This window comes from Klenkia brasiliensis, from assembly GCF_900100695.1.
Classification (GTDB): domain Bacteria; phylum Actinomycetota; class Actinomycetes; order Mycobacteriales; family Geodermatophilaceae; genus Klenkia; species Klenkia brasiliensis.
Genome location: NZ_FNCF01000003.1, coordinates 623,318 through 645,986, shown reverse-complemented (window position 1 = coordinate 645,986; position 22,669 = coordinate 623,318). Strand labels below are relative to the sequence as shown.

Annotated in this window: 25 protein-coding genes; 19 read left to right on the top strand and 6 right to left on the bottom strand. The window is 73.0% G+C overall.

Features of this window, described 5'->3' with window-relative positions:
* The first annotated feature begins 72 nt into the window (after positions 1-72).
* Complete coding sequence (locus BLT39_RS11695; protein WP_242658332.1) at positions 73-666, top strand: NUDIX hydrolase; 594 nt, start codon at positions 73-75, stop codon at positions 664-666.
* Between the two features lie 5 nt (positions 667-671).
* The gene (locus BLT39_RS11690) at positions 672-1,226 is read left to right on the top strand and encodes a hypothetical protein (protein WP_131801477.1); all 555 of its coding nucleotides are present in this window, start codon (positions 672-674) and stop codon (positions 1,224-1,226) included.
* 51 nt (positions 1,227-1,277) lie between these two features.
* On the opposite strand, the gene BLT39_RS22465 is transcribed toward BLT39_RS11690, so the two are convergent.
* A complete protein-coding gene (locus tag BLT39_RS22465) occupies positions 1,278-1,445 on the bottom strand; it encodes a hypothetical protein (RefSeq protein WP_165640252.1) in 168 nt (55 codons plus the stop codon).
* 163 nt (positions 1,446-1,608) lie between these two features.
* On the opposite strand from BLT39_RS22465, the gene BLT39_RS11685 reads away from it, so the two are divergent.
* From BLT39_RS11685 to BLT39_RS11675, 3 genes are all read left to right on the top strand, one after another.
* Positions 1,609-2,232, top strand: coding sequence for a hypothetical protein (locus tag BLT39_RS11685; RefSeq protein ID WP_091062847.1), 624 nt, complete (start codon positions 1,609-1,611; stop codon positions 2,230-2,232).
* 73 nt (positions 2,233-2,305) lie between these two features.
* Entirely contained in the window at positions 2,306-3,946 is a 1,641-nt protein-coding gene (locus BLT39_RS11680; RefSeq protein WP_091062845.1) for an NERD domain-containing protein, read from the top strand.
* 58 nt (positions 3,947-4,004) lie between these two features.
* Entirely contained in the window at positions 4,005-5,009 is a 1,005-nt protein-coding gene (locus BLT39_RS11675; RefSeq protein ID WP_091062843.1) for an EcsC family protein, read from the top strand.
* Here BLT39_RS11675 and BLT39_RS11670 read toward each other — a convergent pair.
* Positions 4,976-5,452, bottom strand: coding sequence for a very short patch repair endonuclease (locus BLT39_RS11670; RefSeq protein ID WP_091062841.1), 477 nt, complete (start codon positions 5,450-5,452; stop codon positions 4,976-4,978). The genes BLT39_RS11675 and BLT39_RS11670 overlap by 34 nt on opposite strands.
* Before the next feature lie 166 nt (positions 5,453-5,618).
* Here BLT39_RS11670 and BLT39_RS11665 point away from each other — a divergent pair, with 166 nt between their 5' ends.
* The 3 genes from BLT39_RS11665 to BLT39_RS11655 are packed head-to-tail and all read left to right on the top strand — an operon-like array spanning position 5,619 to position 9,314.
* Positions 5,619-7,427 (top strand): putative bifunctional diguanylate cyclase/phosphodiesterase, encoded by a 1,809-nt coding sequence (locus BLT39_RS11665; protein ID WP_091062839.1) that lies wholly within the window; start codon positions 5,619-5,621, stop codon positions 7,425-7,427.
* Complete coding sequence (locus BLT39_RS11660) at positions 7,324-8,355, top strand: NAD(P)-dependent oxidoreductase (RefSeq protein WP_278246973.1); 1,032 nt, start codon at positions 7,324-7,326, stop codon at positions 8,353-8,355. The genes BLT39_RS11665 and BLT39_RS11660 overlap by 104 nt, the downstream gene beginning before the upstream one ends.
* Positions 8,356-8,363: 8 nt before the next feature.
* Complete coding sequence (locus tag BLT39_RS11655; protein ID WP_091063130.1) at positions 8,364-9,314, top strand: D-2-hydroxyacid dehydrogenase family protein; 951 nt, start codon at positions 8,364-8,366, stop codon at positions 9,312-9,314.
* On the opposite strand, the gene BLT39_RS11650 is transcribed toward BLT39_RS11655, so the two are convergent.
* Positions 9,304-9,735 (bottom strand): hypothetical protein, encoded by a 432-nt coding sequence (locus BLT39_RS11650; protein WP_131801476.1) that lies wholly within the window; start codon positions 9,733-9,735, stop codon positions 9,304-9,306. The two genes, BLT39_RS11655 and BLT39_RS11650, sit on opposite strands and share 11 nt — an antisense overlap.
* A gap of 87 nt (positions 9,736-9,822) precedes the next feature.
* Here BLT39_RS11650 and BLT39_RS11645 point away from each other — a divergent pair, with 87 nt between their 5' ends.
* The 3 genes from BLT39_RS11645 to BLT39_RS11635 all read left to right on the top strand — a co-directional run bounded on the left by BLT39_RS11645 (position 9,823) and on the right by BLT39_RS11635 (position 11,795).
* Entirely contained in the window at positions 9,823-10,650 is an 828-nt protein-coding gene (locus BLT39_RS11645; RefSeq protein ID WP_091062835.1) for an aldo/keto reductase, read from the top strand.
* A gap of 79 nt (positions 10,651-10,729) precedes the next feature.
* Positions 10,730-11,047 carry a hypothetical protein gene (locus tag BLT39_RS11640; RefSeq protein ID WP_091062833.1) on the top strand — a complete coding sequence of 106 codons (318 nt, stop codon included), beginning with the start codon at positions 10,730-10,732 and terminating at the stop codon, positions 11,045-11,047.
* A 25-nt stretch (positions 11,048-11,072) separates the two neighbouring features.
* Positions 11,073-11,795, top strand: a complete 723-nt coding sequence (locus BLT39_RS11635) for an SDR family oxidoreductase (protein WP_091062832.1) — start codon at positions 11,073-11,075, stop codon at positions 11,793-11,795.
* On the opposite strand, the gene BLT39_RS11630 is transcribed toward BLT39_RS11635, so the two are convergent.
* Positions 11,782-12,303, bottom strand: coding sequence for an HAD domain-containing protein (locus tag BLT39_RS11630; RefSeq protein WP_091062830.1), 522 nt, complete (start codon positions 12,301-12,303; stop codon positions 11,782-11,784). The two genes, BLT39_RS11635 and BLT39_RS11630, sit on opposite strands and share 14 nt — an antisense overlap.
* 54 nt (positions 12,304-12,357) lie before the next feature.
* On the opposite strand from BLT39_RS11630, the gene BLT39_RS11625 reads away from it, so the two are divergent.
* A complete protein-coding gene (locus BLT39_RS11625; RefSeq protein ID WP_091062828.1) occupies positions 12,358-12,621 on the top strand; it encodes a hypothetical protein in 264 nt (87 codons plus the stop codon).
* A gap of 110 nt (positions 12,622-12,731) precedes the next feature.
* Positions 12,732-12,908, top strand: a complete 177-nt coding sequence (locus BLT39_RS21840; protein ID WP_207507878.1) for a hypothetical protein — start codon at positions 12,732-12,734, stop codon at positions 12,906-12,908.
* 24 nt (positions 12,909-12,932) lie between these two features.
* Here the strand turns inward: BLT39_RS21840 and BLT39_RS11620 are convergent, their stop codons facing one another.
* Positions 12,933-13,457 (bottom strand): tetratricopeptide repeat protein, encoded by a 525-nt coding sequence (locus tag BLT39_RS11620; RefSeq protein ID WP_091062826.1) that lies wholly within the window; start codon positions 13,455-13,457, stop codon positions 12,933-12,935.
* A 127-nt stretch (positions 13,458-13,584) separates the two neighbouring features.
* On the opposite strand from BLT39_RS11620, the gene BLT39_RS22460 reads away from it, so the two are divergent.
* Together BLT39_RS22460 and BLT39_RS22455 are read left to right on the top strand one after the other, a co-directional pair.
* On the top strand, positions 13,585-14,124 hold the full coding sequence (locus BLT39_RS22460; protein WP_091062824.1) for a hypothetical protein: 540 nt from the start codon (positions 13,585-13,587) through the stop codon (positions 14,122-14,124).
* Positions 14,124-15,017, top strand: a complete 894-nt coding sequence (locus BLT39_RS22455) for a hypothetical protein (protein ID WP_165640251.1) — start codon at positions 14,124-14,126, stop codon at positions 15,015-15,017. Before BLT39_RS22460 ends, BLT39_RS22455 begins: the two co-directional genes overlap by 1 nt.
* A 185-nt stretch (positions 15,018-15,202) precedes the next feature.
* Here BLT39_RS22455 and BLT39_RS11605 read toward each other — a convergent pair whose 3' ends face one another.
* Positions 15,203-16,930 carry a DUF429 domain-containing protein gene (locus tag BLT39_RS11605; RefSeq protein WP_091062820.1) on the bottom strand — a complete coding sequence of 576 codons (1,728 nt, stop codon included), beginning with the start codon at positions 16,928-16,930 and terminating at the stop codon, positions 15,203-15,205.
* 72 nt (positions 16,931-17,002) lie between these two features.
* Here BLT39_RS11605 and BLT39_RS11600 point away from each other — a divergent pair, with 72 nt between their 5' ends.
* From BLT39_RS11600 to BLT39_RS11585, 4 genes are all read left to right on the top strand, one after another.
* Positions 17,003-17,965 (top strand): GGDEF domain-containing protein, encoded by a 963-nt coding sequence (locus tag BLT39_RS11600; protein ID WP_131801474.1) that lies wholly within the window; start codon positions 17,003-17,005, stop codon positions 17,963-17,965.
* On the top strand, positions 17,962-18,936 hold the full coding sequence (locus tag BLT39_RS11595) for a GGDEF domain-containing protein (protein ID WP_131801473.1): 975 nt from the start codon (positions 17,962-17,964) through the stop codon (positions 18,934-18,936). Before BLT39_RS11600 ends, BLT39_RS11595 begins: the two co-directional genes overlap by 4 nt.
* A 49-nt stretch (positions 18,937-18,985) precedes the next feature.
* Positions 18,986-21,727: an MGH1-like glycoside hydrolase domain-containing protein gene (locus BLT39_RS11590; protein WP_242658331.1), complete on the top strand. Its 2,742-nt coding sequence runs from the start codon at positions 18,986-18,988 to the stop codon at positions 21,725-21,727.
* A gap of 172 nt (positions 21,728-21,899) precedes the next feature.
* On the top strand, positions 21,900-22,634 hold the full coding sequence (locus tag BLT39_RS11585) for a nuclease-related domain-containing protein (protein WP_207507876.1): 735 nt from the start codon (positions 21,900-21,902) through the stop codon (positions 22,632-22,634).
* The last annotated feature ends 35 nt before the right edge of the window (positions 22,635-22,669 follow it).

Sequence of the window (22,669 nt, the reverse complement as noted above, 5' to 3'; positions counted from 1 at the left end):
ATTTGCGTTAATGTCAAGCCCATGTACCGGGACTCGTCGGGCAGGGCTCTCAGCGACTACGAGCAGCCGTCGGTGGCAGTCGACACGGCCGTGCTGACGGTCGGGCCGTGGTCCCGGCTCGAGGTCGTGCTGGTCCGCGGGGACGGAGCGTGGGCGCTGCCCGGGACGTTCGTGCACGCCCGCGAGCGGTTGGCCGAGGCGGTGCAGCGCAGCCTGGTCGACAAGGTCGGGCTGCGGGGGCGGTCACCGGCCCAGTTGCGGGTGTTCGACGCACCCGACCGCGACGACCGTGGCTGGGTGCTCAGCGCCGCGCACGTGGACGTCGTCCCCTGGGCCGAGCTGGCGCCGGTGCTGGAGCGACGCCCAGACGACATCGCGGTGCGGCCGTGCGCCGAGGCGCGGGGGTTGGCGTTCGACCACGACGCGATCGTCGAGCTGGCCGCCGAGCACGTCCGGGCCGGCTACCGCGAGCGGCCCGACCCGACCGGGCTGATGGCCGAGCCGTTCACGCTGCGGGAGCTGCGGGTCGTGCACGAGGCGGTGCTGGGCGGGCTGCCGTACTCGACGGACACGTTCCGGCGGTCGATGTTGCCGTTCCTGGTCGAGGTGCCCGGGGTCCGGGAGGGGACGGTCGGGAAGCCGGCGCAGCTGTACCGGCGAGCCTGACCCCGATGAGTGCGCTGGGCGCGCCGTCCGGCCAGGACGTCGTACCCGTGCGCGACCATCGAGCGATGACTGCACCACCTGACTCGCAGGCACAACCGCTGGTCAAGATCGTGGGTGGTGATCGGGCGCACCTGCCGACGTGCGGTCACCTGTTCGGCAAGGAAGTGGTCCCCGCTGCCGGCGAGCAGGTCTGCGATCTGTGCCAGCGTGAGATCGACGGATTCGGACGGACGAATTTCGAGGACCTCGACGCCGCCCTGCCGGCCATGGGGGTCTCCAGCACGGACTGGCCCGCGGTCAAGGCAGCTCTCGCGAAGGTGGCGCACGACGAGGTCTTCATGCCCTACAGCCGCAGCTACATCGCGCTGAACCGGGATGGTCAGGGCGTGGCATGGGTGGGAAAGAACTACGTCGACGTCGCCGGTGGGACGCGGACGGAACTACCCGGCTACGCGAGCGGGCCACGAGGAGGCGCGGTCACCGCGGAGCCTCGTTACGGCGAAGTCTGCGGGACCTGCTTCATGACCAAGCCGGTCGGGGGCACGCACGACTGCTGGTGACTGAGCCTGCCCCGATCGGACGGCGGGTGACCCCGCCGCCCGACCTGGGCGTCAGTCCCGTTCGTCCCAGTCGCCGAGGTCGCCGCGCGTGACGCGGCGGATCTTGCCCAGCTTGCGGAGCTCGCGCAGGGGGTCGCGGTGCGCGCGGCCGAGGCGCTTGTCCTTCCAGGGCCGGCAGATCCGGCAGCCCTTCCACTGGCGGTGCGGGGAGTGAGCCATGACAGCTCCTGTCCGTGACTACACCCGCCACGGAGGGCGGGGTAGCTGGCGCCGCTCCATGTCCGGACCGTAGCTCGCCGCGTCCGTGCTGAGAACTGTCGGACCCTTGTGCGACGGTGCCGTTCCGGTCGTCGCGGGGGCGGCCAGGACGGGGGTCTGCTGCGTGGACGAGATCGGGGTGGTGTGCGGGCAGGTCTGCCCGCAGTGCGGGATCGAGGACGCCGTCCCCGTCGTGCGCGGGCTGCCGGACTCGGCGCTGGCCCAGGCCGCTGACCGTGGATTGGTCGTGCTCGCCGGGTGCGTCGTGTTCGAGGACCGCGGCGCGTTCCACTGCCGTGGGTGCGCCCACGAGTGGGGCTCGGCCGACGACCCGACCACCGACGAGCAGCACCTCGCCGACCTCCTCGGAGTCAGTTACGACAGCGTCGTCCGCGCCATCGGCACCGGCTGGCGCCGCGTCGGCACCGACCTCGCCGCCGTCACCTGGTTCCTGAGCGGCGAGCCGCCGCAGGTGGCCGTCGGCGTCGCGGCCGGGATGCTGACGCTCGCCCCCGTCAGCGCGGTCGAGGACCTGTCCGCGGCGTGGGAGGCCGGTCGGTCGTTCACCCGGGACGACGTCCTGTGCTCGCCCGAGTGGCTGGCCGAGGCAGCCGACGAGTTCGCGCGGGCCCGCCGACGCACGTTCCGCTGGTGCGGGCGTTGCCGTCGTCCCTTCGCGCCCGAGGACTTCGCCGGCTACCGCGGCACGTGCGTGCCCTGCGCGGAGCGCGCTGGCGGGACACGGTGATCGAGCCACCGAGCTGGGCGGTTGCGGCTGCGATGCTGACCGGCGACGTTCCGGTGTCGACGGGGGAGCAGGGATGACGGCGCGGATGTACCCGGCGGACCCGAGCTTCGAGTCCAAGGCGGAGGAGCTGTTCGCGAACACGCTCCGGGAGCAGCTCCCCGACGACGCGGTGATGATCTGCAACCAGCGCTTCACTGACCGCGGTGCCGACCGCGAGGCCGACGTCATCGTGGCCTGGCCCGGCCACGGGGTCGCCGTGCTGGAGGTCAAGGGCGGCAGCGTCTCGCTCCGCGACGGCCGGTGGTGGCAGACCGGCGGCAGGAGCAAGGCCATCCACCCGGTCGAGCAGGCGCTCAAGTGCAAGTACGCGCTGCGCGACTACCTATACGCCGCGCCGCGGTGGTCCCGCGGCAACCCACGCCTGGTGCACCTCGTGGCGCTGCCGACGACGACGCTGCCCGGCGGCTTCGTCGCACCGGACGCGCCGCGGTGGGCGCTGATCGACAAGACCGAGCTGTCCGAGGCGGCAGGGCGGATCGCGTCGGCGCTGCGGCAGGCGGAGAACCAACCCGAGCCGCCCACCGCAGACGACGTCGAGCTGCTGGTCGACTGCCTCGTCGGGACGCTCATCCCGCAGGCCGACCTCGTCGCGCAGCTCGGCGAGCGCGAGGCCGCCGTCGAGCTGCTCACCCGTGACCAGGCGCGGCTGCTGGACTTCCTCGAGTCGCACGATCGGGTCGAGATCCGCGGGGGAGCAGGGTCGGGCAAGACCTGGCTGGCCGTCGAGAAGGCCCGTCGGCTGACGGCCGAGGGCAAGCGGGTGGCTCTGCTCTGCTACTCCCGCGGACTCGCCGAGTTCCTCCGCCGCCGGGTCACGACCATGCTCAACCCGCGCCACCGCCCCGCCTACGTCGGGGAGTTCCATGAGCTCGGCATCGCGTGGGGCGCCGAGCGCGGGGACGACGACAACAGCCCGTACTGGGAGCAGGAGCTGCCCCGGCAGATGGTGGCGCGGGCATCGCAGCTGCCGGACGCCGAGCTGTTCGACGCGGTGGTCATCGACGAGGCGCAGGACTTCGACCAGTCCTGGTGGCCGGCCGTGCTCGCTGCCCTGCGTGACCCGGAGAACGGGTGCCTGTACGTGTTCTCCGACGAGGGGCAGCGGGTCTTCATGCGCCAGGGGCAGTCGCCCGTGCCGCTGGAGAGCTACGACCTGGTGCAGAACCTGCGCAACACCAAGCAGATCGGTGGCACGTTCTCCAGCCTGGCCAAGGCGCAGATGAAGCTGCTGGGCGGGGACGGGGTGCCCGTGCAGTTCGTGCCCTGCGCGACGGACGACGCGCTGCAGGTGGCCGACGACGTCGCTGTCGGGTTGCTCGACGTCGGGTGGCCTTCGGAGTCGGTCGCGTTGCTGACCACCTACCGCCGGCACCCGGTGCAGGTCGAGCGCCAGGCGGCCGGTCAGGACGCCTACTGGGCCTCGTACTGGGACGACGAGGACCTCTTCTACGGGCATGTCCTCGGGTTCAAGGGTCTGGAACGGCCGGCCGTCGTGCTGGCGATCAATGGGTTCCGGGACGAGGCGCGGGCCAGGGAGATGCTCTACGTCGGGCTGTCCCGAGCGCGGGACCTACTGGTCGTCTGCGGAGACCTGGAGCTCATCCGGCGGGTCGGCGGCGATGCCGTCGCGCACCGGCTGGGGATCCAGAGGTGACCGCGCGTCCCGGACCGCGCCGTGCCGTTTCAACCACCCTGGTCGATAGGTTTCTCGCATGAGCTCCTTGGCCGCTGTGCCTGCCTCCATGTCGCCGTACGAGCGGCGGCGGTGGGTCGAACTGCAGGACCACTGGATTCACAGGTCCGAGCGATCGTCGATCGTTTCGGGGAAGGCGCGACGAGCCCTGGGGCACGCCGGGGCAACGGTGCGGACCGCGGCCAGTAGCGCGGCAGAGAGGGTGGGGGACAAGGTCCCCCAGTCGGTCAAGGACAAGGGCGGCGTCGTCCTCGACGCAGCACTCCTGCCTGCTGCGACGGGTGCCGCCCGCCTGATCGACCTCGCCACTGACTGGGCCGCCGAGCTCACCGATCCCGAGAAGGTTCTCGAGTTCCATCGAGAGAACGGACGCGAGGTTCGGTCGCTGCAGGACCTTCGCGGTCACGATCTGGAGCACCTGGACGCCCTGACCCGTCGTCTGCCCCTCAGGATGGCGACGCTGGGTGCCGCAGAAGGTGCCGCCCTCGGCGCCCTCGCCATGGTGCCCGTGGCGGGTGGAGCGCTGGCCATCTCGGCTGACCTCCTCGTTATCCATGTCCTGACGACATCGCTGGCCACCCGAATCACCTACGCGTACGGGTTCGACGCCCGCTCAGAGATCGAACGCCACATGGTCGACCAGATGGTCAGGCGGACCTTTACCGAGCAGGCGGCCAAGGCGAGTGCCGTGCACAAGGCCGCGAATGCTTTCGGCGACGGCCTCGGGCGCGTGCGATGGAGCGAAAAGCTCAGAAATGATCACAAGATCATGGCAGCGCTCGAGAAGCTCATGAAGCAGGTCAGCATGGGTCGGCCCGTCCCCGTCACGCAGGTGACGAAAGCTCTTCCGGTCGTGGCGATCGCGGCTGGCGCAGGGACCAATGCACATCTTCTGCGCGACACCGCAGTGCAGGCCAACGCCTTTGCGCAGACTCGGTTCCTTGCAGAGAAGTACGACCTGCGGATGCCGGCGGGTCTGACCTCGTGGGGTCAGATCGAGGAGGACGACCCGCTGGACACCTGAGGCCTGAGGCCACACGAACCGCCGCGTGGTTTGGCAGGACCTAGTCCGCCGTCTTGTGAAGGGTTGCCCCGGTGCAGCTGCCTCACAGCCTGCTCAATCAACCTCGCCACCTGGTCGGGGTCCTCGTGCTCCCAGAAGCGGAGCACGGTCCAGCCCATCCCCTCCAGCTGCGCGGTCACCGAGAGGTCGCGCAGCTGGTTGGTCTCCAGCTTCACCACCCACCACGCCGAGTTGGCCCGCGGCAGGTGCAGGTGCTCCGGGCAGGCGTGCCAGAAGCAGCCGTCGATGAACACCGCCAGCTTGACCCGGGTGAAGGCGATGTCGATGGACCGCCGCCGCTGCCCCGGCACCCGGAACGCCACCCGGTAGCGCAGCCCCGCCGCGTGCAACCGCCGGCGCACCGCCATCTCCGGCCCGTTGTCCCGCTTCCTGGTCCGCTGCATCCGTTCCGAGACGAGGGCCGACGACGACCCGGGATGGGGTGGGGGCGTCGGCACCTGTGCACGGTGGCACGACCGCCGCCCGGGCAGACGGGGCCTGTGGACGGGGAATCGCGGCCCGGCGAGACCGGGTGGACCATGAACCGGTCACCACACCGAGGGAGAAGCGGTGCTGACCGGTTCCGAGACCATCAAGTACCTGCAGTCCGGCGACGACCACCGTCCCATGCACCGAGCCCGCGTACCCGAGGTCGCGACGCCCCGCACCATGGCGTCGACGATCGCGGTGTTCTACGCGGTGGGCGGCCTGGCCGGGCTGCTCGTCACCCTCACCGGCCCCACCTCGGGTGCCGCCCGCTGGACCATGCTCGCGATCGTCCTGGTCGCGCTGTCGTCCGCGCCGGTCGTCCTCCGGTGGGGCGTGCGGTGGCCGCGGTGGACCTTCCACGTCTTGGTGGTCTCCGCCGCCGTCCTGGTCGACGCGGCCGTCCTGCTGAGCCCAGGCCCCGACATCGCCGTTGCGGTCGCCACCATGACCTCGTTCCTCGTCTTCGACGCCTACCTCTTCTTCAGCCTCCGCGCCGGCACCGTCCACCTGGCCGCCGTCCTGGTCGGCGTCGTCACTGCACTCACCCTGCGCGAGGACGTCGGCCTGCCGGCGGCCCTCGCCCTGGGCATGGTGATGACCGCCCTCGGCGCCGTGACCCGGCGGCTGGTCCTCCGCGCCTCGGGCGCCACCCGCGACGCCCTCACCGACCTGCACAACCGCCGCGGCTTCGACCAGGCCCTGCAGGACGCCGTCGCCCGCACCGGCCGGTCGGGCGAACCGCTGGCAGCCGCGTTGTTCGACCTCGACGGGTTCAAGAAGGTCAACGACACCCAGGGGCACGAGGCCGGTGACGAGGTGCTCCGGCGCGTCGCCGACGTCTGGCGCAGGGCCCTCCCGCGCCCGGTGGTGCTGGCCCGGCACGGCGGTGACGAGTTCGCCGTCCTGCTCCCGGGCCTGCGTGGCCCCGAGGCGCTGCAGCTGCTGCGCGGGGTGCGCGCCGAGCACCCCGACCTGCAGCTGTCCGGCGGCGTCGCCGAGCACGTCGGCGGGGAGAGCGGCGCCCAGCTCATGCGCCGGGCCGACACCGCGCTCTACGCCGCCAAGGCCGCCGGCCGTGGCCGGTTCGAGCTGGAAGGCGGCGAGGTCTCCGCCATCGCCCGCGAGCTCGCCGCCGCCGTCGCCGCCGGTGACCTGCGGGTGCACCTGCAGCCCGTCGTGGCCTTCGACGACGGCGCGGTGGTCGGCGTCGAGGCGCTGGCACGGTGGGACCGGCCCGGGCACGGCCCGGTCCCACCCAGCCAGTTCATCGAGCTCGCCGAGCGGTACGGGCTGATGGGCCCGCTGGGCGAGTACGTGCTGCGCACCGCGTGCCAGGACCTGGCCGACCTGCACGCCCGCACCGGACGGCGGCTGCGGTTGGGCGTCAACGTCTCGGGCCAGGAGCTCTGCGAGCCCGACTACCCCGCCCGCGTGCTCGCCGTCCTGGCCGAGACCGGGTGGCCGGCCACCGAGACGGTCCTCGAGGTGACCGAGTCGACGCTGGACGGCCAATCCGCCACCGCCGTCGCCGCGTTGCGGGCCCTCCGGTCCGAGGGCGTGGTGGTGGCCCTGGACGACTTCGGCACCGGCTACTCCTCGATCAGCCGGCTCGACACGCTGCCGGTGGACATCCTCAAGGTCGACGCCTCCTTCACCGCCACCGTCGCCACCTCGCCCCGCCGGGCCCAGCTCATGCGCAGCCTGGTGGCGCTGGCCGACTCCCTCGGCCTCGACGTGGTCGCCGAGGGCGTGGAGACCGCGGAGCAGCACGTGCTCGTGCGCGACGTTGGTTGCCGCTTCGGGCAGGGCTGGCTCTTCGGCCGGCCGGTGCCGCCCGAGCAGTTCCCGGTCTACCTGGACCTGCCGGACAGGGCGCCGCTGCAGGTCTGATCGGCCACATCTGCCTCCGCCCAGGTGTGGACCCCGCCGCGACCGGTCACACGCAACCCCGGACCAACAACCGGAGGAGGACGACGTGGCGGTGCAGTCGGTGGCGGTGCTCGGGCTCGGGACGATGGGGGCCGCGATGGCGCAGCGGCTGGTCGACGCAGGCCTCGACGTCCGCGTGTGGAACCGCAGTCCGGAGAAGGCCGAGCCGTTCGGTGATCGGGCCGCCGCGACCGCGGCCGAGGCGGCCGAGGGCGCGGACGTCGTCCTCACCATGCTGTTCGACGCCGACTCCGTGCGGTCCGTCGCCGACGACGTCCTGCCCGCCATGCACGAGGGCGCCATCTGGATGCAGTCCTCCACCACCGGACCGGACGCCGCGGAGGAGTTCGCGAAGCGGGCGCAGGAGGCCGGCGTGCACTTCCTCGACGCCCCCGTGCTCGGCACCAAGGCCCCCGCCGAGCAGGGCAAGCTCACCGCCCTCGTGGCCGGGGACGACGCGGACGTCGACGCCGTCCAGCCCGTCCTCGACGCCATCTCGGTCAAGACCGTCCGGCTCGGCGCACCGCCGAAGGCGTCGGCGCTGAAGATCGCCGCCAACGCCTGGATCGCCACCGTCACCGCCGGCATCGGGCAGTCGCTCACCCTGGCCGACAAGCTCGGCGTCGACCCCGCCGACCTGCTCACCGCGCTGGAGGGCAGCGCCGTCGACACCCCCTACCTGCAGATGAAGGGCAAGGCCGTGATCGGCCGCGACTTCACGCCGTCCTTCGAGGTGACCGGGCTGCTCAAGGACGTCAAGCTGGCCGCGGGTGTCCCCGGCGTCGACCCCACGTTGCTCGACGCCCTGGCCAGCCTCTACGCCAGCGCCGCCGACTCCGGGCACGGCGACGAGGACATCTCCGCCGTGTGGCACGCGTTCCAGCGCTGAGGGTGACCGTGCACCGCATCGCGCTCCTCGACGACCACCAGCACGCCGCCGACCGGTTCGCCGACTGGTCGCAGCTGCCCGAACCTGCCGAGGTCGTGGCGTTCGCCGACTCGGTCACCGGGGACGCCCTGGTGCACCGCCTCCGCGGCTTCGACGTCGTCGTCGCCATGCGCGAGCGCAGCGCGTTCCCGCGCGAGGTGCTCGAGCAGCTGACCGACCTCCGGCTGCTCGTCACCACCGGCATGGCCAACGCCGCCATCGACCTGGACGCCGCACGCGACCGCGGCATCACGGTCTGCGGCACCGGCTTCGTCGGACCGCCCACCGCCGAGCTGACCTGGGCGCTGATCCTCGCTGTCGCCCGGAGCGTGCCGGTCGAGGACGCCTCGATGCGGGCCGGCGGCTGGCAGCACACCGTCGGCCGCGACCTGCACGGCGCCACCCTCGGACTGCTCGGCCTGGGCAACCTCGGCGCGCAGGTCGCCCGGGTCGGGATCGCGTTCGGCATGGACGTCGTCGCGTGGAGCGCGAACCTCACCGACGAGCGGGCGGGGGAGGTCGGCGCCCGGCGGGTCGACCTCGACGACCTGCTGCAGATGTCGGACGTCGTGTCGGTCCACCTCAAGCTGTCCGACCGCACCCGCGGACTGCTCGGCGCCCGCGAGCTCGGCCTGCTCAAGCCCACCGCGATCCTGGTCAACACCAGCCGCGGTCCGATCGTCGACGAGGCCGCCCTGGTCGCGACCCTGCGCGCACGCCGGATCCACGGCGCCGGGCTCGACGTCTACGACACCGAACCGCTGCCGGTCGACTCCCCGCTGCGCGAGCTGCGCACCGCCGTCCTCACCCCGCACCTCGGGTACGTCACCGAGCGGACCTACGAGGTGTTCTGGCCCGAAGTCGTCGAGGACGTCGCGGCCTGGATGCGCGGCGAGCCGGTGCGCGTGCTCACCAGCTGACCCGGGGCAGCGCCGGCACCACCCAGGTGTCGGCGGCGACGTGCACGCTGCAGTCGCGCCCCTCCCGCCCGCGCAGCACGGCCTCGATCGCGGCGACCCAGGCCTGGTCGTCGGGCGTGAGGTAGCTGGGGCCGCGCCGCTCCAGGCAGAACGCCAGGTGCAGCTCCGCGGGCTCGACGCGCTCGTGCTCGGCGACCACCTCGGTCAGCTGGGCCAGGTTGCCGAGCATCACCCGGTCGGGTTCGACCGGGATGTCGTCGACCGGCACCACCAGCTCCGCCATGGTGCCGTCGGGGAGGAACCAGGCCAGGCAGAGCGTCCGGGAATCCGGCGCCCGCATCTTCTGCAGCAGCCCGCGCCACCGCTCGGTGAGCTCGGCGGCGTCGGTGACGGGGACGGAACGGTGCAGTGGAGAGGTCATGGCCGGGAGGGTGCCTCGCCCGGCCGACACCGGGGCGTCGCCGTCCACAGGGTGCCGGGCCGTCCACACCCCGGTTGACTTGTCGACATGCAGACCTTCACCGCCCACGGCGGCCTCACCCTCCCCGCGCTCGGCTTCGGCACCTACCGGCTCAACGGCGAGGCCGGTGTCGACGCGATCTCGCGGGCGATCGACGGGGGCTGGACCCTGCTGGACAGCGCCTTCAGCTACGAGAACGAGGGCGCTGTCGGGCGGGCCGTGCAGAAGTCGGGCCGCCGCGACGAGCTGATCATCACCTCGAAGCTCCCCGGCCGGCACCATGCCCACGACGAGGCGATCGCCACCATCGAGGAGAGCCTGTTCCGCACCGGCCTCGACGTCCTCGACCTGTACCTCATCCACTGGCCCAACCCGAAGGTCGACAAGTACGTCGAGGCCTGGGGCGCGCTGATCGAGGCCCGCGACCGCGGCCTGGTCAAGGCCATCGGCGTCTGCAACTTCGAGCCCGAGCACCTCGACCGGCTGCAGGCCGAGACCGGGGAGCTGCCGCAGGTCAACCAGATCGAGCTGCACCCCTACTTCCCGCAGGCCGAGCTGCTCGCCTACGGCGCCCAGCACGGCATCATCACCGAGGCCTGGACCCCGCTCGGCCGCGGCAACGACCTGCTCGAGCACCCCGTGCTCACCGAGGTCGCGCAGGCCCACGACGCGACGACGGCGCAGGTCGCGCTCGCCTGGTCCATCGCGCTGGGCGCGCTCCCGCTGCCCAAGGCCGCCTCGCCGGAGCGCCAGGCCGAGAACCTCGCCGCCGGCGACCTCACCCTGACCGACGACGAGGTCGCCCGGATCACCGCCCTCGGTCGGCCCGACGGCCGCACCTACGACCAGGACCCCACCCGGTACGAGGAGTTCTGACCCGGGCGGGTGACCCCTGCTCAACCGCTGACGGGCGGGCCCCGATGACGTGGGACCCGCCCGTCACCAGGAGCACCCCGTGGACCGACCGCACGACACCATCTCCACCCGCACCCTGCTCTGGGGCGTGGTGGCACCGCTGCTGGTCGGCGCGCTCGTCCCGCCGCTGGCCGGCATCGCCACCGTGTGGCTGCTCGTCGGGCTCACCGTGACGGTGGTGCAGGCCGGGCTCGCCGCCGCCCGGCGCGCCGACCCGGGGGAGGACCACGACCAGGGCGACGGCCTGCACGAGGAGCTCGCCGCCACCCTGCCTGCCCCCGTGCCGTCGTCCCGCTGGTGGAACCGCACGCTCGAGGACCCCAACGTCGAGGCCGCCCGCGCGGGTAGCTGGGGCTGACGCACCCTGCCGCTACCGTCGCCGCGTGAGGATCGCGGTGGCCGGCGCGACCGGCGTCGTCGGCGCGCACGTGGTGCGGCTGGCGGCCGACGCCGGCCACGACGTCGTCCCCCTGTCCCGGGCGACGGGTACGGACGTCGCCACCGGCGCCGGTCTCCCCGACGCCCTCGACGGGGCCGACGCGGTGGTCGACGTGCTCAACGTGAGCACGCAGCAGACCGACGTCGCCCAGCGGTGGTTCCGGCGGACGACCGAGCACCTGTCCGCCCTGGCCCGGCACCTGGTGACGCTCTCGATCGTCGGCATCGACGGCGCGGCCAGCGGCTACTACGCCGGCAAGGTGGCCCAGGAGCAGGCCCTCGCCGCCGGACCCGCGCCCTGGACCCTGCTGCGGGCCACCCAGTTCCACGAGTTCCCTGGCCAGATGGCGCAGCGCCTCGGCAGGGGCCCGTTCGTCGTCGTCCCCGCGATGCGCATCGCCACCGTGGCCGCGGCCGAGGTCGCCGCCGAGCTCGTTCGCCTGGCCGGGGGTCCGCCGCAGGGCCGCGTGCCCGACCTCGCCGGGCCGGAGGACGCCGAGCTCGCCGACCTGGTCCGCCGCGAGCTGACCGCCCAGCGCCGTCGCCGGCTGGTGCTGCGCGTCCCGCTGCCGGGCGTCGAGGGCCGGCGGATGCGGCACGGCCTGCTGCCCGGGCCCGGCGCCCGCCGGGTCGGCCCGACGTTCGAGGACTGGCTCAGCTCCCGCTGACCAGCCAGGCCTCCACCGCGTCCAGGTGGCCGTGGGTCAGGCCGGTCTCCAGATCGGGTGCCACGACGTAGACCTGCGGGTTCTCGGCGAGGAACGCCTGGGTGTCCTCGGCCCGCAGCGCGAGGTCGTCGTCGATCCAGACAGTGCGCCGGGTGGGGTCCTCGGCGACCACCGCCCGCGCGGCGCCCAGCTTCCACCAGTTCGGCGCCCCGCCCAGGCTGCTCGTGTAGCCCGAGGGACCCTCGCCGTCGGCCCGTTCGTGCACCCGCAGCCCCCGCGGCAGGCCCATCGGCTCGGCCAGCAACAGGTCGGCGTTGCCCGCCCAGGTGGTCAGCCACTGGAGCTCGACCGTGCCCTCGGCGTGCCAGTCGGCCAGCCGCTGGGTGACGGTCGGATCCCAGGAGAGCAGGTAGCCGGCGAACGTGCCGCGCACCCGGTCGGGGGCGTCGCCGCGGTCCAGGGCGTTGAGGACACCGTCGACGTCGAGCAGGAGGAGGGGAGGAAGCACGGTGCTGTCCTACCGTGCTGGCGCGCCGGCCGCTCGACCGCCAAGGTGTGCGCCATGGGCAAGCTGATCGCCGTCGTCCTCGTCGTGGTCGTCCTGGTCGTGCTGTTCCGGATGTACCAGCAGCGCAGCCGGGCCGGCGGCCCCGCCACCCGCCGCCCGTACTCCTCGTCCGACGGCGGCGGCTCGTACGCCGACGGCGGAGCGGACCACGGACACCACTCCGGGCACCACTCGGGCCACCACGGTGGCCACGACGGGGGCGCCGACGGCGGCGCAGGTGGGGACGGCGGCGGTGGTGGCGGGGGCGGTGGCGACTGACCTGCGGTCAGCGGTGCGTGGACAAGGTCACCCGGCCCGTTGTGCATGACTTGATCACGCCTCGGGCAGGGTGACCTCTCCACGACGTCTTCGAGAAGAGGAGCGCGAACATGGCGAAGACCGCCAAGAAGAAGGTCCGCAAGGCCGAGTCCAAGCTGAAGAAGCTGGTGGCGCGGATCAAGGACAGCGGCTCGAAGAGCGAGCGCAAGAAGGCCGAGAAGGCCGCGAAGAAGGCCCGCAAGGCTGCGAAGAAGGCCCGCAAGGCCGCCAAGAAGTCCAAGAAGTAAGGACGGCGGGTGGCCGCCCCCGGGTCACTCCGGGGGCAGGCCCAGCGCCGCGCGGATGCGGGCGCGCGTCTGCAGCAACTGGGTGGAGGCCTCGACGTCGATCTCGTCGTCGGCGTCCAGGTCGATGCGGTTGAGGCCGATCGAGGACCAGCGCAGTGCCTGGTCCAGGTCGCCGGCGGTCTCCCACACCTGGGCCATCGCGTCGCAGTCGACGACCGCGGGCCGCGACCGCCGGATGTCGTCGGCCTCGTCGCGGGCCTCCTGCACCCGGTCGGCCGCGAGCAGGACGGCGACGATCGAGCAGCGGACGTCGGGCGTGGTGGGTCCGGCCAGCTGGGAGCGGCGCAGCACCTCGAGCGCGGCGTCGGTGTCGCCGGCGAGGTCGAACTGCCAGCCCGCCTCGGCGAGGAGCTCCGCGGTGGTGGGTTCGTCGTCCGGGTGGACCTCGGTGGCCCACTCCAGGACGGTGTCCGCGGCCTCGCGATGACCGGCCTGGTCGCGGTGGGCGGCGAGCTCGAGCAGGTCGTCGTAGGTCAGCGGATCACGCACCGGGTGAGGCTAGCCGTCCACAGGCAGGTCCCGCCGGGCGGTTGACCTGCATAGACTCCCGCGGACCGGTCGTCGAGGTACGGGGGCAGCTGTGCGGCGTGGAGCGTGGGTCGCGGTGCCGGCGGCTGTGCTGGTGCTCGCCGGGTGCTCGGACCCGCAGCCGGCCAACGACACCCTGCCGACGGCTGTGTCCACGTCGGCGTCACCCAGCTTGGAGCCGCTCGGGCCGGCTGACTTCCCGGTGCCGGACGAAGCGCGGGAGCAGACGCAGGCGGGTGCCGAAGCGATGGCTCGCTACTACTTGGACCTACTCGACCAAACGAAGGCAGCGGTCGGCCGCGGGGCCCTCGATGTGGAACCGCTCCGGTCTCTCGCGACCGAGTGCGAGACGTGTGATCAGGTTGTCGATGGGTTCGTGAACGCGGACAGCATGGGGTACACCTACGAGGGAGGCGATCTCGCTGATCCGACGTTCGGTTCCGCGGCAGTAGCGGGCGCCTCAGCCGATCTGGCGTTTTCTGTCCAACAGGCGGCAGCACGTGTTTTGGACCAGAGCGGCGCGGAGGTGCGGTCGTCACCCGATGTCCTGCTTCGTGGCGGGGTCGTCTTTAGGTGGGACTCCGTTCGCGAGGCCTGGATCGCTACCCAGCTGAACCTGACCAACTGATGCGCTCGGTGCCCGGCGCACTGGCGGCCATCGTCCTGTCAGCGGGTGCTGTTGTGCTCGCGCGGCCGGCAGCGGCCGATGAAGGCTGCGTCTATCTGAGCTGCCCCGACCGCCCCACCGTCGGGATCGGGAGCGGGGCGCTGTTCCCGTCCTACTACGAGGAGCGGCCGGGGGCGATCGACTACGCCAGCAACGCTGCACCCGAGGGATCACCGCCGCCTCCCTTTGAGTGGCGCCTGCGGACCCCGTGCCAGACCGACGACACCAACGTCGGCGCCTGCGCCGGGGATCAGCCGGACTGCGCCGCGCCGCCGGACCGGACGGTCATCTACTACGTGGTGTCCCGTCGCGCGCTCGTCACCGACGGGCCGGACATCGGCGCGGTGAACGGCAACTGGGCCCAGGTCGGCGCGCGCTGCGTGGACGTCACGGACTTGAACCCGGCGCCGACGCCGGAGGAGGTGTTCCGGTACTTCCAGCAGTTGCCGCTGCCGCAGCTGTCGACCGTCGTCCAGCCGCCGGGTGGGACCGTCCTGGTCGGGCTGCCGACGATCTTCTACACCGACGCGCCCGTGCAGCAGGTGTTCACCGTCGACATCCGGGGCTTCGCCGTCGTCATCACCGCGGTCGCGCAGGGGTTCACCTGGCACACCGGCGACGGGGGAGCGGTCGTCACCTCCGACGGCCCCGGTGCGCCCTACCCGGACCAGACGGTCACCTACGACTACTCGTCCGGCAGCTACTCCACCTACCTGACGGTGACCTGGGGCGGCACGTTCACCGTCGACGGCAGCGCCCCGCTCGAGGTCGCCGGCACGACCACCACCGACGGTCCCGCCGTCCAGCTCACCGCTGTCGAGGCGCGCGCCGTCCTCACCAACCCGTACGACTGACCCCGGTCACAGGACGCCCCGGCCACGGCCCGGGAGACCTCGTCCGCCCGACGTCGTGCGCTGAGTCGGTCGGCGACTCAGCGCACGAGCTCCGGTGGGGGCAGTTGTCCGCGGAGGTCGTGGCCTGCCCACTCCTGGTGGGCAGGGCACGAGCTCCGCCGGGAAGACCCTCCGGGCGAGGAGGATCAGCCAGCGATCTTGGCCAACCGGGCGGCCAGGGCGCCCCGGCGGTGGGCATTGCCGTGCAGGTCCACGTACCGCTGCCCGAACCCCGCCAGCAGCGCGTCGTCCAGCCGCCGCACCGCACCGGGCGGGTACTTGTAGCCCATGCGGGAAGCGATCCCGCCCTCGTCGGCCGACCGCAGGACCTCGCCCAGCTCCACCAGCGACGTCACGCCCAGCTCCAGCAGCAGGCCGGAGATCCAGTCGTAGTGGTCCGGCCGCGACCAGCCCGCGTCGGCGTACTGGCCGGCCAGGAACGCGGCCAGCTCGCGCGGGGCGATCCGCGGGTCGTCGGGGTCGTCGTCCTCCGACTCCACCGACAGCGGTGAGCGCAGCCGGTCGCGGATGGCGGTGAACTCCTGGTCGGCCAGCTCCAGCAGCCCGGCGGCCAGGGTGAACCGGCGGTCGAACTCCGACGCGTGCTCGGCGGGCACCGTGCCCTTGTAGCGGATGTCGTGCTCGAACTCCGCCCACGCGTGCTGCAGCACCGTGCGCACCTGGACCTGCACCCGCCGGTCCACCAGCGCCGGCCACTCCCCGGCGCGGGCGGCGTCCAGACCGATCTGCAGGTGCCGGCTGGCGTACCCGAAGCGGCCCTCCCGCGCGGTCACCGAGCCCATGTCGCGGTCGTCGTGCACCACCACCTGGTCGGCCAGCAGCTCGGCCACCGCCACCACGTCGCTCTGCACGTAGAGGATCACCCGCACCCCGACCGTGTCGCCGATGTCGCGCACCGGGTCCGGGTACAGCCGCACGCCGTCGGCCTCGCGGGTCACCTTCTCCGCGTAGGAGGCCACCGTCTTGGCCCGCCCGGCGATGGACAGGTAGTTGATGCCGGCCTCGTCCAGCAGCTGGGTGACCAGCGCCAGCGCCTGCTCGGCGGCCAGCACGGTCTGCGGGTAGCCGTCGGCGTAGTCCTGGATCGCCCGCAGTGCGGGGTCGACCGCGGCGGCCGGCGGCGGGCCGGGCACCAGGTCGGCGGGCAGCGTGGGCGTCACGATCGAGCCCTCGCCCGCCGTCCCGTAGATGGTCACGTCCTCCGGCCGGCGGACGGCGACGAGCGCGACGTAGGCGCAGACGACGGCGTCCACCTGGTCCTCCACCCGGCGCAGCTCGCTCTTGCGGCCGGCGGTCTCCACCGCGGTGCGCAGCGCCGTCCAGTCCCCGCCGAGGTGCAGCTCCGGCACCGCCTCCAGGTGGCCCATGAGCACCAGCAGCTCGGCGCGCATGCCGTCCAGCGTCCGACCCGGCTTGTTCTTGTACTTCAGCGTCCGGCCCAACCGGAACAGCGCGACGGTCGCCGCGTGGGGGTAGACCTCGATCGCCCGCCGCGGCCGGCCCGAGCGCGGGTCGAGGTCCAGGCCGAGACGACGCACGAGGCGGCCGCCGCGGGTGTCGCCGTCGGTGAACTCCGGCTTGCCCTGGTTGGTCGGGTGCGCGCCGGCCTGGAACTTCGCGAAGTCCGCGTTCAGCTCGCGCTCGGCCCGCCGGTTGCCGGTCGCGTTGGTCACCAGCAGCGGGGCGTCGACCGCCACCACGCACGGCCCGGCGGCGAAGGGTTCGAGCGCGGCGAGCACCTCGTCGTCGGTGCGGACGGCGGACACGTGCAGCAGCCGCCCGCCCTCGTCGAGCACCGCGATGCCGGTGGGCTGCTTGAGCCCCCAGGCGAGGTCGATCCCGATCAGGTGCACGCGTCCACCCTGCCCCACCCGACCGGGGGAGGTCGCGTCAAGCCCGGCGGGCGCGTCGCCGACACCGGACCCATGAGTGCAGGATCGGCGCCGGGGGCGTCCAGCCCCCGGGTGATGGTCGAGACCCTGGCCGTCTTCTACGCGGCCGGGACCCTGCTCGGCGTGCTCGTCGCCTCCGAGGCCGACCTCGACACCGTGGGGCGGGTCATCGCCGCCGTCTCGGTCGCCATCGGGACGATCGGGACCGCCGTCCTGCTGCTGGTCCGCGACCGCGTGCCGCGCCGGCTGCTCGACGCGCTCGTGGCCGTCGCCACGGTCGTCGTCGGGGTCGCCGTGCTGGTCCCGCCGCAGGCCCCCACCGCGCTCGCCATCGCCTGGCTGGCCTCCTTCGCCGTCGTCGACTCCTGCTACTTCTTCACCCCGCGGGCCGCCCGGGCGCAGCTGCTGCTGGCCGCGGTCTGCAGCAACGGTGGGCTGCTGCTGCGCGGCGACGTCCCCGTCTGGACCGTCCTCGCGCTGGACTGCGTGCTCGTCGCCCTGGCCGTCGTCACCCGCCGGCTGGCCGCCCGCGCCTCGGGCGCCGACCTCGACCCGCTCACCGGCCTGCCCAACCGGCGCAGCTTCGACGACCAGCTGCAGCAGCTGGTGCGCGGCGACCGCGCCGTGTCGGTAGCGCTGCTCGACCTCGACCACTTCAAGGAGATCAACGACACCGCCGGCCACGAGGCCGGGGACCGGGTGCTGCTGCGCATGGCCGAGGAACCGCTGCGCGTGCTGCCGCCCGGTGCGGTGCTGGCCCGCCAGGGCGGCGACGAGTTCGCCCTCCTGCTGCCGGGCCTCACCGGCGCGGAGGCCGTCGTCGTGGTGTGGCGGGTGTGCGACGCCCTCGCCGGCATCGGGCTGTCCTGCGGGGTGGCCCAGTACGAGCCGGGGGAGTCCGCCGCCCAGCTGGTCCGCCGGGCCGACGGCGCGCTCTACGCCGCCAAGGCCGCCGGCCGCGGCCGGGTCGAGCTGGCGACGGCGGTGCGCGCATGAGGCGGCACCGTGCGCCCGAGGTCGCGACCCCCCGGGTGATGGCGCAGACCCTCACCCTGTTCTACGTGCTCGGTGGCACCTGCGGGCTGGTCGCCCTGCCCGGCAGCGACCCCGACTGGGCTCGCCGCGGGGTCCTGCTCGCCCTCGCCGCCACCGCCGTCGTGTGCGGTGCGGCCATGCACCGGTGGGGCGCCCGGGCGCCGCGCGGCTTCTTCCACGCACCCGTCGCCGCGGCCACCGTGCTCATCGCCCTCGCCGCGCTCGTCGCGCCCGGGGAGGCCACCGCGATGGTCGTCGCCGCCATCGTCCTGTTCGTCGGCGTCGACTCGTTCTTCTTCTTCGCGCTGCCCGGCGCGCTGGCCCAGCTCGGCCTCGCCGTCGGGCTGACCACGTCGGCGCTGCTGGTCCGCGGCGACGTGCCGCCCGCCACCGCGGTCGCCCTGGACGTCGTCCTGGTGGCCATCGCCGTGGTCACCCGCCGGCTGGTCGCCGAGGCCAGCCGGGCCGGCGTCGACGGCCTCACCCGGCTGGCCAACCGGCGCGGCTTCGACGAGGCGCTGCAGGAGCTGGTGCGGCCGGGCGCCGTCCTGTCCGCGGCGCTGCTCGACCTCGACCACTTCAAGGAGGTCAACGACACCGGGGGCCACGCCGCCGGCGACGAGGTGCTCCGGCAGGTCGCCCGCACCTGGCGCCGGGCACTGCCCGGCGGGGCCGTCCTGGCCCGGCACGGGGGTGATGAGTTCGCCCTGCTGCTGCCCGGCTGGACCGGGCCGCGGGCGCTGGAGCTGGTGCGCCGGCTGCGCACCCTGCACCCGGGCATCGGGATGTCCTGCGGCGTGGCCCAGTACCGCTCCCGGGAGTCCGCTGCCCAGCTCATGCGCCGGGCCGACCAGGCGCTCTACGCCGCCAAGGCCGCCGGGCGCGGACGCGCCGAGCTGGCCGGCGAGACCCGGGAGTCCGTCGGCGGCTGACCGCGCCGGTCAACCCGATCGTCACGTGGGCGTGGCAGCCTGTGTCCCCGTGCCACCCAGCCGCCCCCGCGTCCCCAGCGTCAAGGACATCCCGGTCGCCCCGCCGCCGGGACCCCAGGACGCCGTCGACCCCCGCAGCGCCGAGCACGCCCGGCTGGCCGAGTCCACCGACCAGAACTCGCCGTGGCGCATGTGGGGCCCCTACCTCGCCGGCCGGCAGTGGGGCACCGTGCGCGAGGACTACTCCGCCTCCGGCGACGCCTGGGCCGGGTTCCCCTTCGACCACGCCGTCGCCCGCGCCTACCGCTGGGGCGAGGACGGCCTGGGCGGGTTCTGCGACCGGTACGGCTTCCTCAACTTCTCCGTCGCGCTGTGGAACGGCAAGGACCCGATCCTCAAGGAGCGGCTGTTCGGCCTGACCAACGGCGAGGGCAACCACGGCGAGGACGCCAAGGAGCACTGGTGGGCCGTCGACGGCACGCCCACCCACTCCTGGGTGCAGTGGCTCTACCGCTATCCGCACGCCGAGTACCCCTACGCGAAGCTGCGCGAGGAGAACGCCAAGCGCTCGCGGATGGAGCGGGAGTACGAGCTCGCCGACACCGGGGTGCTCGACGAGGACCGGTTCTTCGACGTCCTGGTCACCTACGCCAAGGCCGACCACGACGACATCTGCATCACCGTCTCCGCGACCAACCACGGGCCCGAGGCCGCGCCGCTGCACCTGCTGCCGCAGACCTGGTTCCGCAACACCTGGTCCTGGGGCGGGGACAAGCGGCAGGGGCACCTCACCCAGCTGCTCGCGCCCACCCTCACGGCGTCCGGGCTGGAGGCGGTCGAGGCCGAGCACGGGTTCCTCGGCCGGTACTGGCTGTGCGCCGAAGGCGCCCCGACCGTGCTGTGCTGCGACAACGAGACCGACAAGGTCACGCTGTTCGGCGCCGCCCGCAACGAGAGCAAGTACCCCAAGGACGGCGTCAACCGGCGCGTCGTGCACGGCGACAAGAGCGGGATCAACCCCGCCGACTCCGGCACCAAGGCCGCGTTCTGGTACCGCTGGGACGCCGTCGCCCCAGGCGAGACCGTCACCGTGAAGCTGCGGCTGACCACCGACGAGCCCTACGACGGCATGTTCGGGGAGTCCTTCGACGCGGTGAACGCTGAGCGCAAGGCTGAGGCCGACGCGTTCTACTCCACCGTCATCCACCCCGGCCTGTCCGCCGAGGACCGGCACGTCGCGCGCCGCGCCTACGCGGGCCTGCTGTGGACCAAGCAGCTGTACCGCTTCGACGTCTCCCAGTGGCTGGACGGCGACCCCGACGTCCCCGCGCCCGCCGACCGGGCGAAGAAGGGACGGCGGAACACCACCTGGCGGCACGTCGCGCTGGCCGACGTCATCTCGATGCCCGACGAGTGGGAGTACCCCTGGTTCGCCGCCTGGGACACCGCCTTCCACACCATCCCCCTGGCGCACGTCGACCCCGACTTCGCCAAGGAGCAGCTCGTGCTCATGTGCCGCGAGTGGGCGATGCACCCCAACGGCCAGCTGCCCGCCTACGAGTGGGCGTTCGGCGACGTCAACCCGCCGGTGCACGCGTGGGCGGCGTGGCACGTCTACCGGATCGACGGCTACCGCGACCGGGAGTTCCTGGTCCGGGTGTTCACCAAGCTGCTGCTCAACTTCTCCTGGTGGGTCAACCGCAAGGACGCCGACGGCTCCAACGTCTTCGAGGGCGGCTTCCTCGGGATGGACAACATCGCGCTGTTCGACCGGTCCGCGCCGCTGCCGCCCGGGTACCGGCTGGAGCAGTCGGACGCGACGAGCTGGATGGCGTTCTACTGCCAGCAGATGTTCAAGATCGCCCTGGAGCTGTCCCGCTACGACAAGGCCTGGGACGGGACGGCGACGAAGTTCCTCGAGCACTTCCTGTCGATCGCGCAGGCGATGAACTCCTTCGGCTCCAGCGAGGTGTCGCTGTGGGACGAGGAGGACGGCTTCTTCTACGACGTCCTGGTCGCCCCGGACGGCACCGCGCAGCCGATGCGGGTGCGCTCGATGGTGGGGCTGCTGCCGATCCTCGGCGTCACCGATGTGCCGCACTGGATCACCCAAGAGGTCCCCGACGTCACCGAGCGGCTGCGCTGGCTGCAGCGGCGGCGGCCGGAGCTGGTGTCGCCGCTGCGCAGCCGGTCGGCGCCCGAGGGCCGCAAGATGCTGCTGTCGCTGGTGGACCAGGAGCGGCTGCGCCGGATCCTGACCCGCATGTTCGACACGGAGGAGTTCCTGTCCCCGTACGGGATCCGGTCGCTGTCGAAGTCCACCGGTGAGGTGATCGCCAAGGTCGGCGGCCGGGACGCGCGGATCGAGTACGAGCCGGGGGAGTCGCGGACGGCGCTGTTCGGCGGCAACTCCAACTGGCGCGGGCCGGTCTGGTTCCCGGTGAACGTGCTGCTGGCCGACAAGCTGCGCACGCTGGGCCGGCACTACGGCGACTCGTTCACCATCGAGCTGCCGACCGGGTCGGGCAACCACTGCACCCTGGTGGACGCCGCGGACCTCATCGACAACGGGCTGACTGCGCTGTTCCGCCCGGTCGACGGCAAGCGGCCCGCCGACGGCGACCGCATCGAGTCCTCCGACAGCCCGCTGTGGCGCGAGCACCCGACGTTCAGCGAGTTCTTCGACGGCGACACCGGCGAGGGCCTCGGCGCCACCCACCAGACCGGCTGGACGGCGCTGGTCGCCCACCTGCTCAACCCTCGGCTGCCCCCCGACCCCCGCTGGTCCTGACCCGCCGCCGGGCCCACCGGCCCGCTCGCGCGAGGCAGGGGAAGCCCTGCACCCGGTGATCGGGCCCCTCACCGGGTGCAGGGGCTCCCCTGCCCGGTCTCGGTCGCCCATCCGGGTGGGCGGGGGCGGCGACCTGGTTCACCGGGCGTCCCGGTTCCGGTAACCAGAGGGGGTGCTCAACCAGGACGCCGATGTGCGGCGATCGCCCACCGGCCGCATCCCGCAGTGGGCGATGGACGAGGCGGTCGCGGGTCGTCGTCCGTCCGCCCCGCCCCGGGCCGTCGAGCAGCCGGTGCCCGGTGACCTGCTGCTGACGCGGCCTGGTGCAGCGGCCCGCGCGCGGGCGGACGAGCTCATGGCGGGCCGTCCCGTCCGCTCGGTGCTCGCCCGCCTGCTCGGGGTCCGGCGACCGGAGCACTCGTGGCAGGCGGGTGCGCGCGGCGAGGAACTGGTCGCCGGCCAGCTGGCTCGGCTCGGACCCTCGTGGACGGTGCTGCACAGCGTGCCGGTCGGCAGCCGCGGATCCGACATCGACCACGTCGTCCTCGGTCCGGCCGGCGTCTTCACCCTCAACAGCAAGCACCACCGCGATGCCCGGATCCGGGTCGACGGTGACCGCATCTGGGTGAACGGGCAGTACCAGCACCACGTCCGGAACAGCAGGCACGAAGCGATGCGGGCGGCCCGCCTGCTCTCGGCTGCGGTCGGCTTCCCGGTCCCCGTGCAGGGTGTCGTGGTGCCGGTGGGCGCGGCCGCGCTCGACGTCCGGCGTCAGCCCGCCGACGTCCAGGTGGTCAACCGGGCACGGGTCCGGCGATGGCTGGCCGGCCGGCCTCCGGTGTGGTCCGCCGAGCAGCTCGCCGCCGTGGTGCAGGCGGCTCGCCGTCCGGCGACCTGGCTGGGCTGACGCGGCCCGCCGGGGCAAGGGATCCCCTCCAGCAC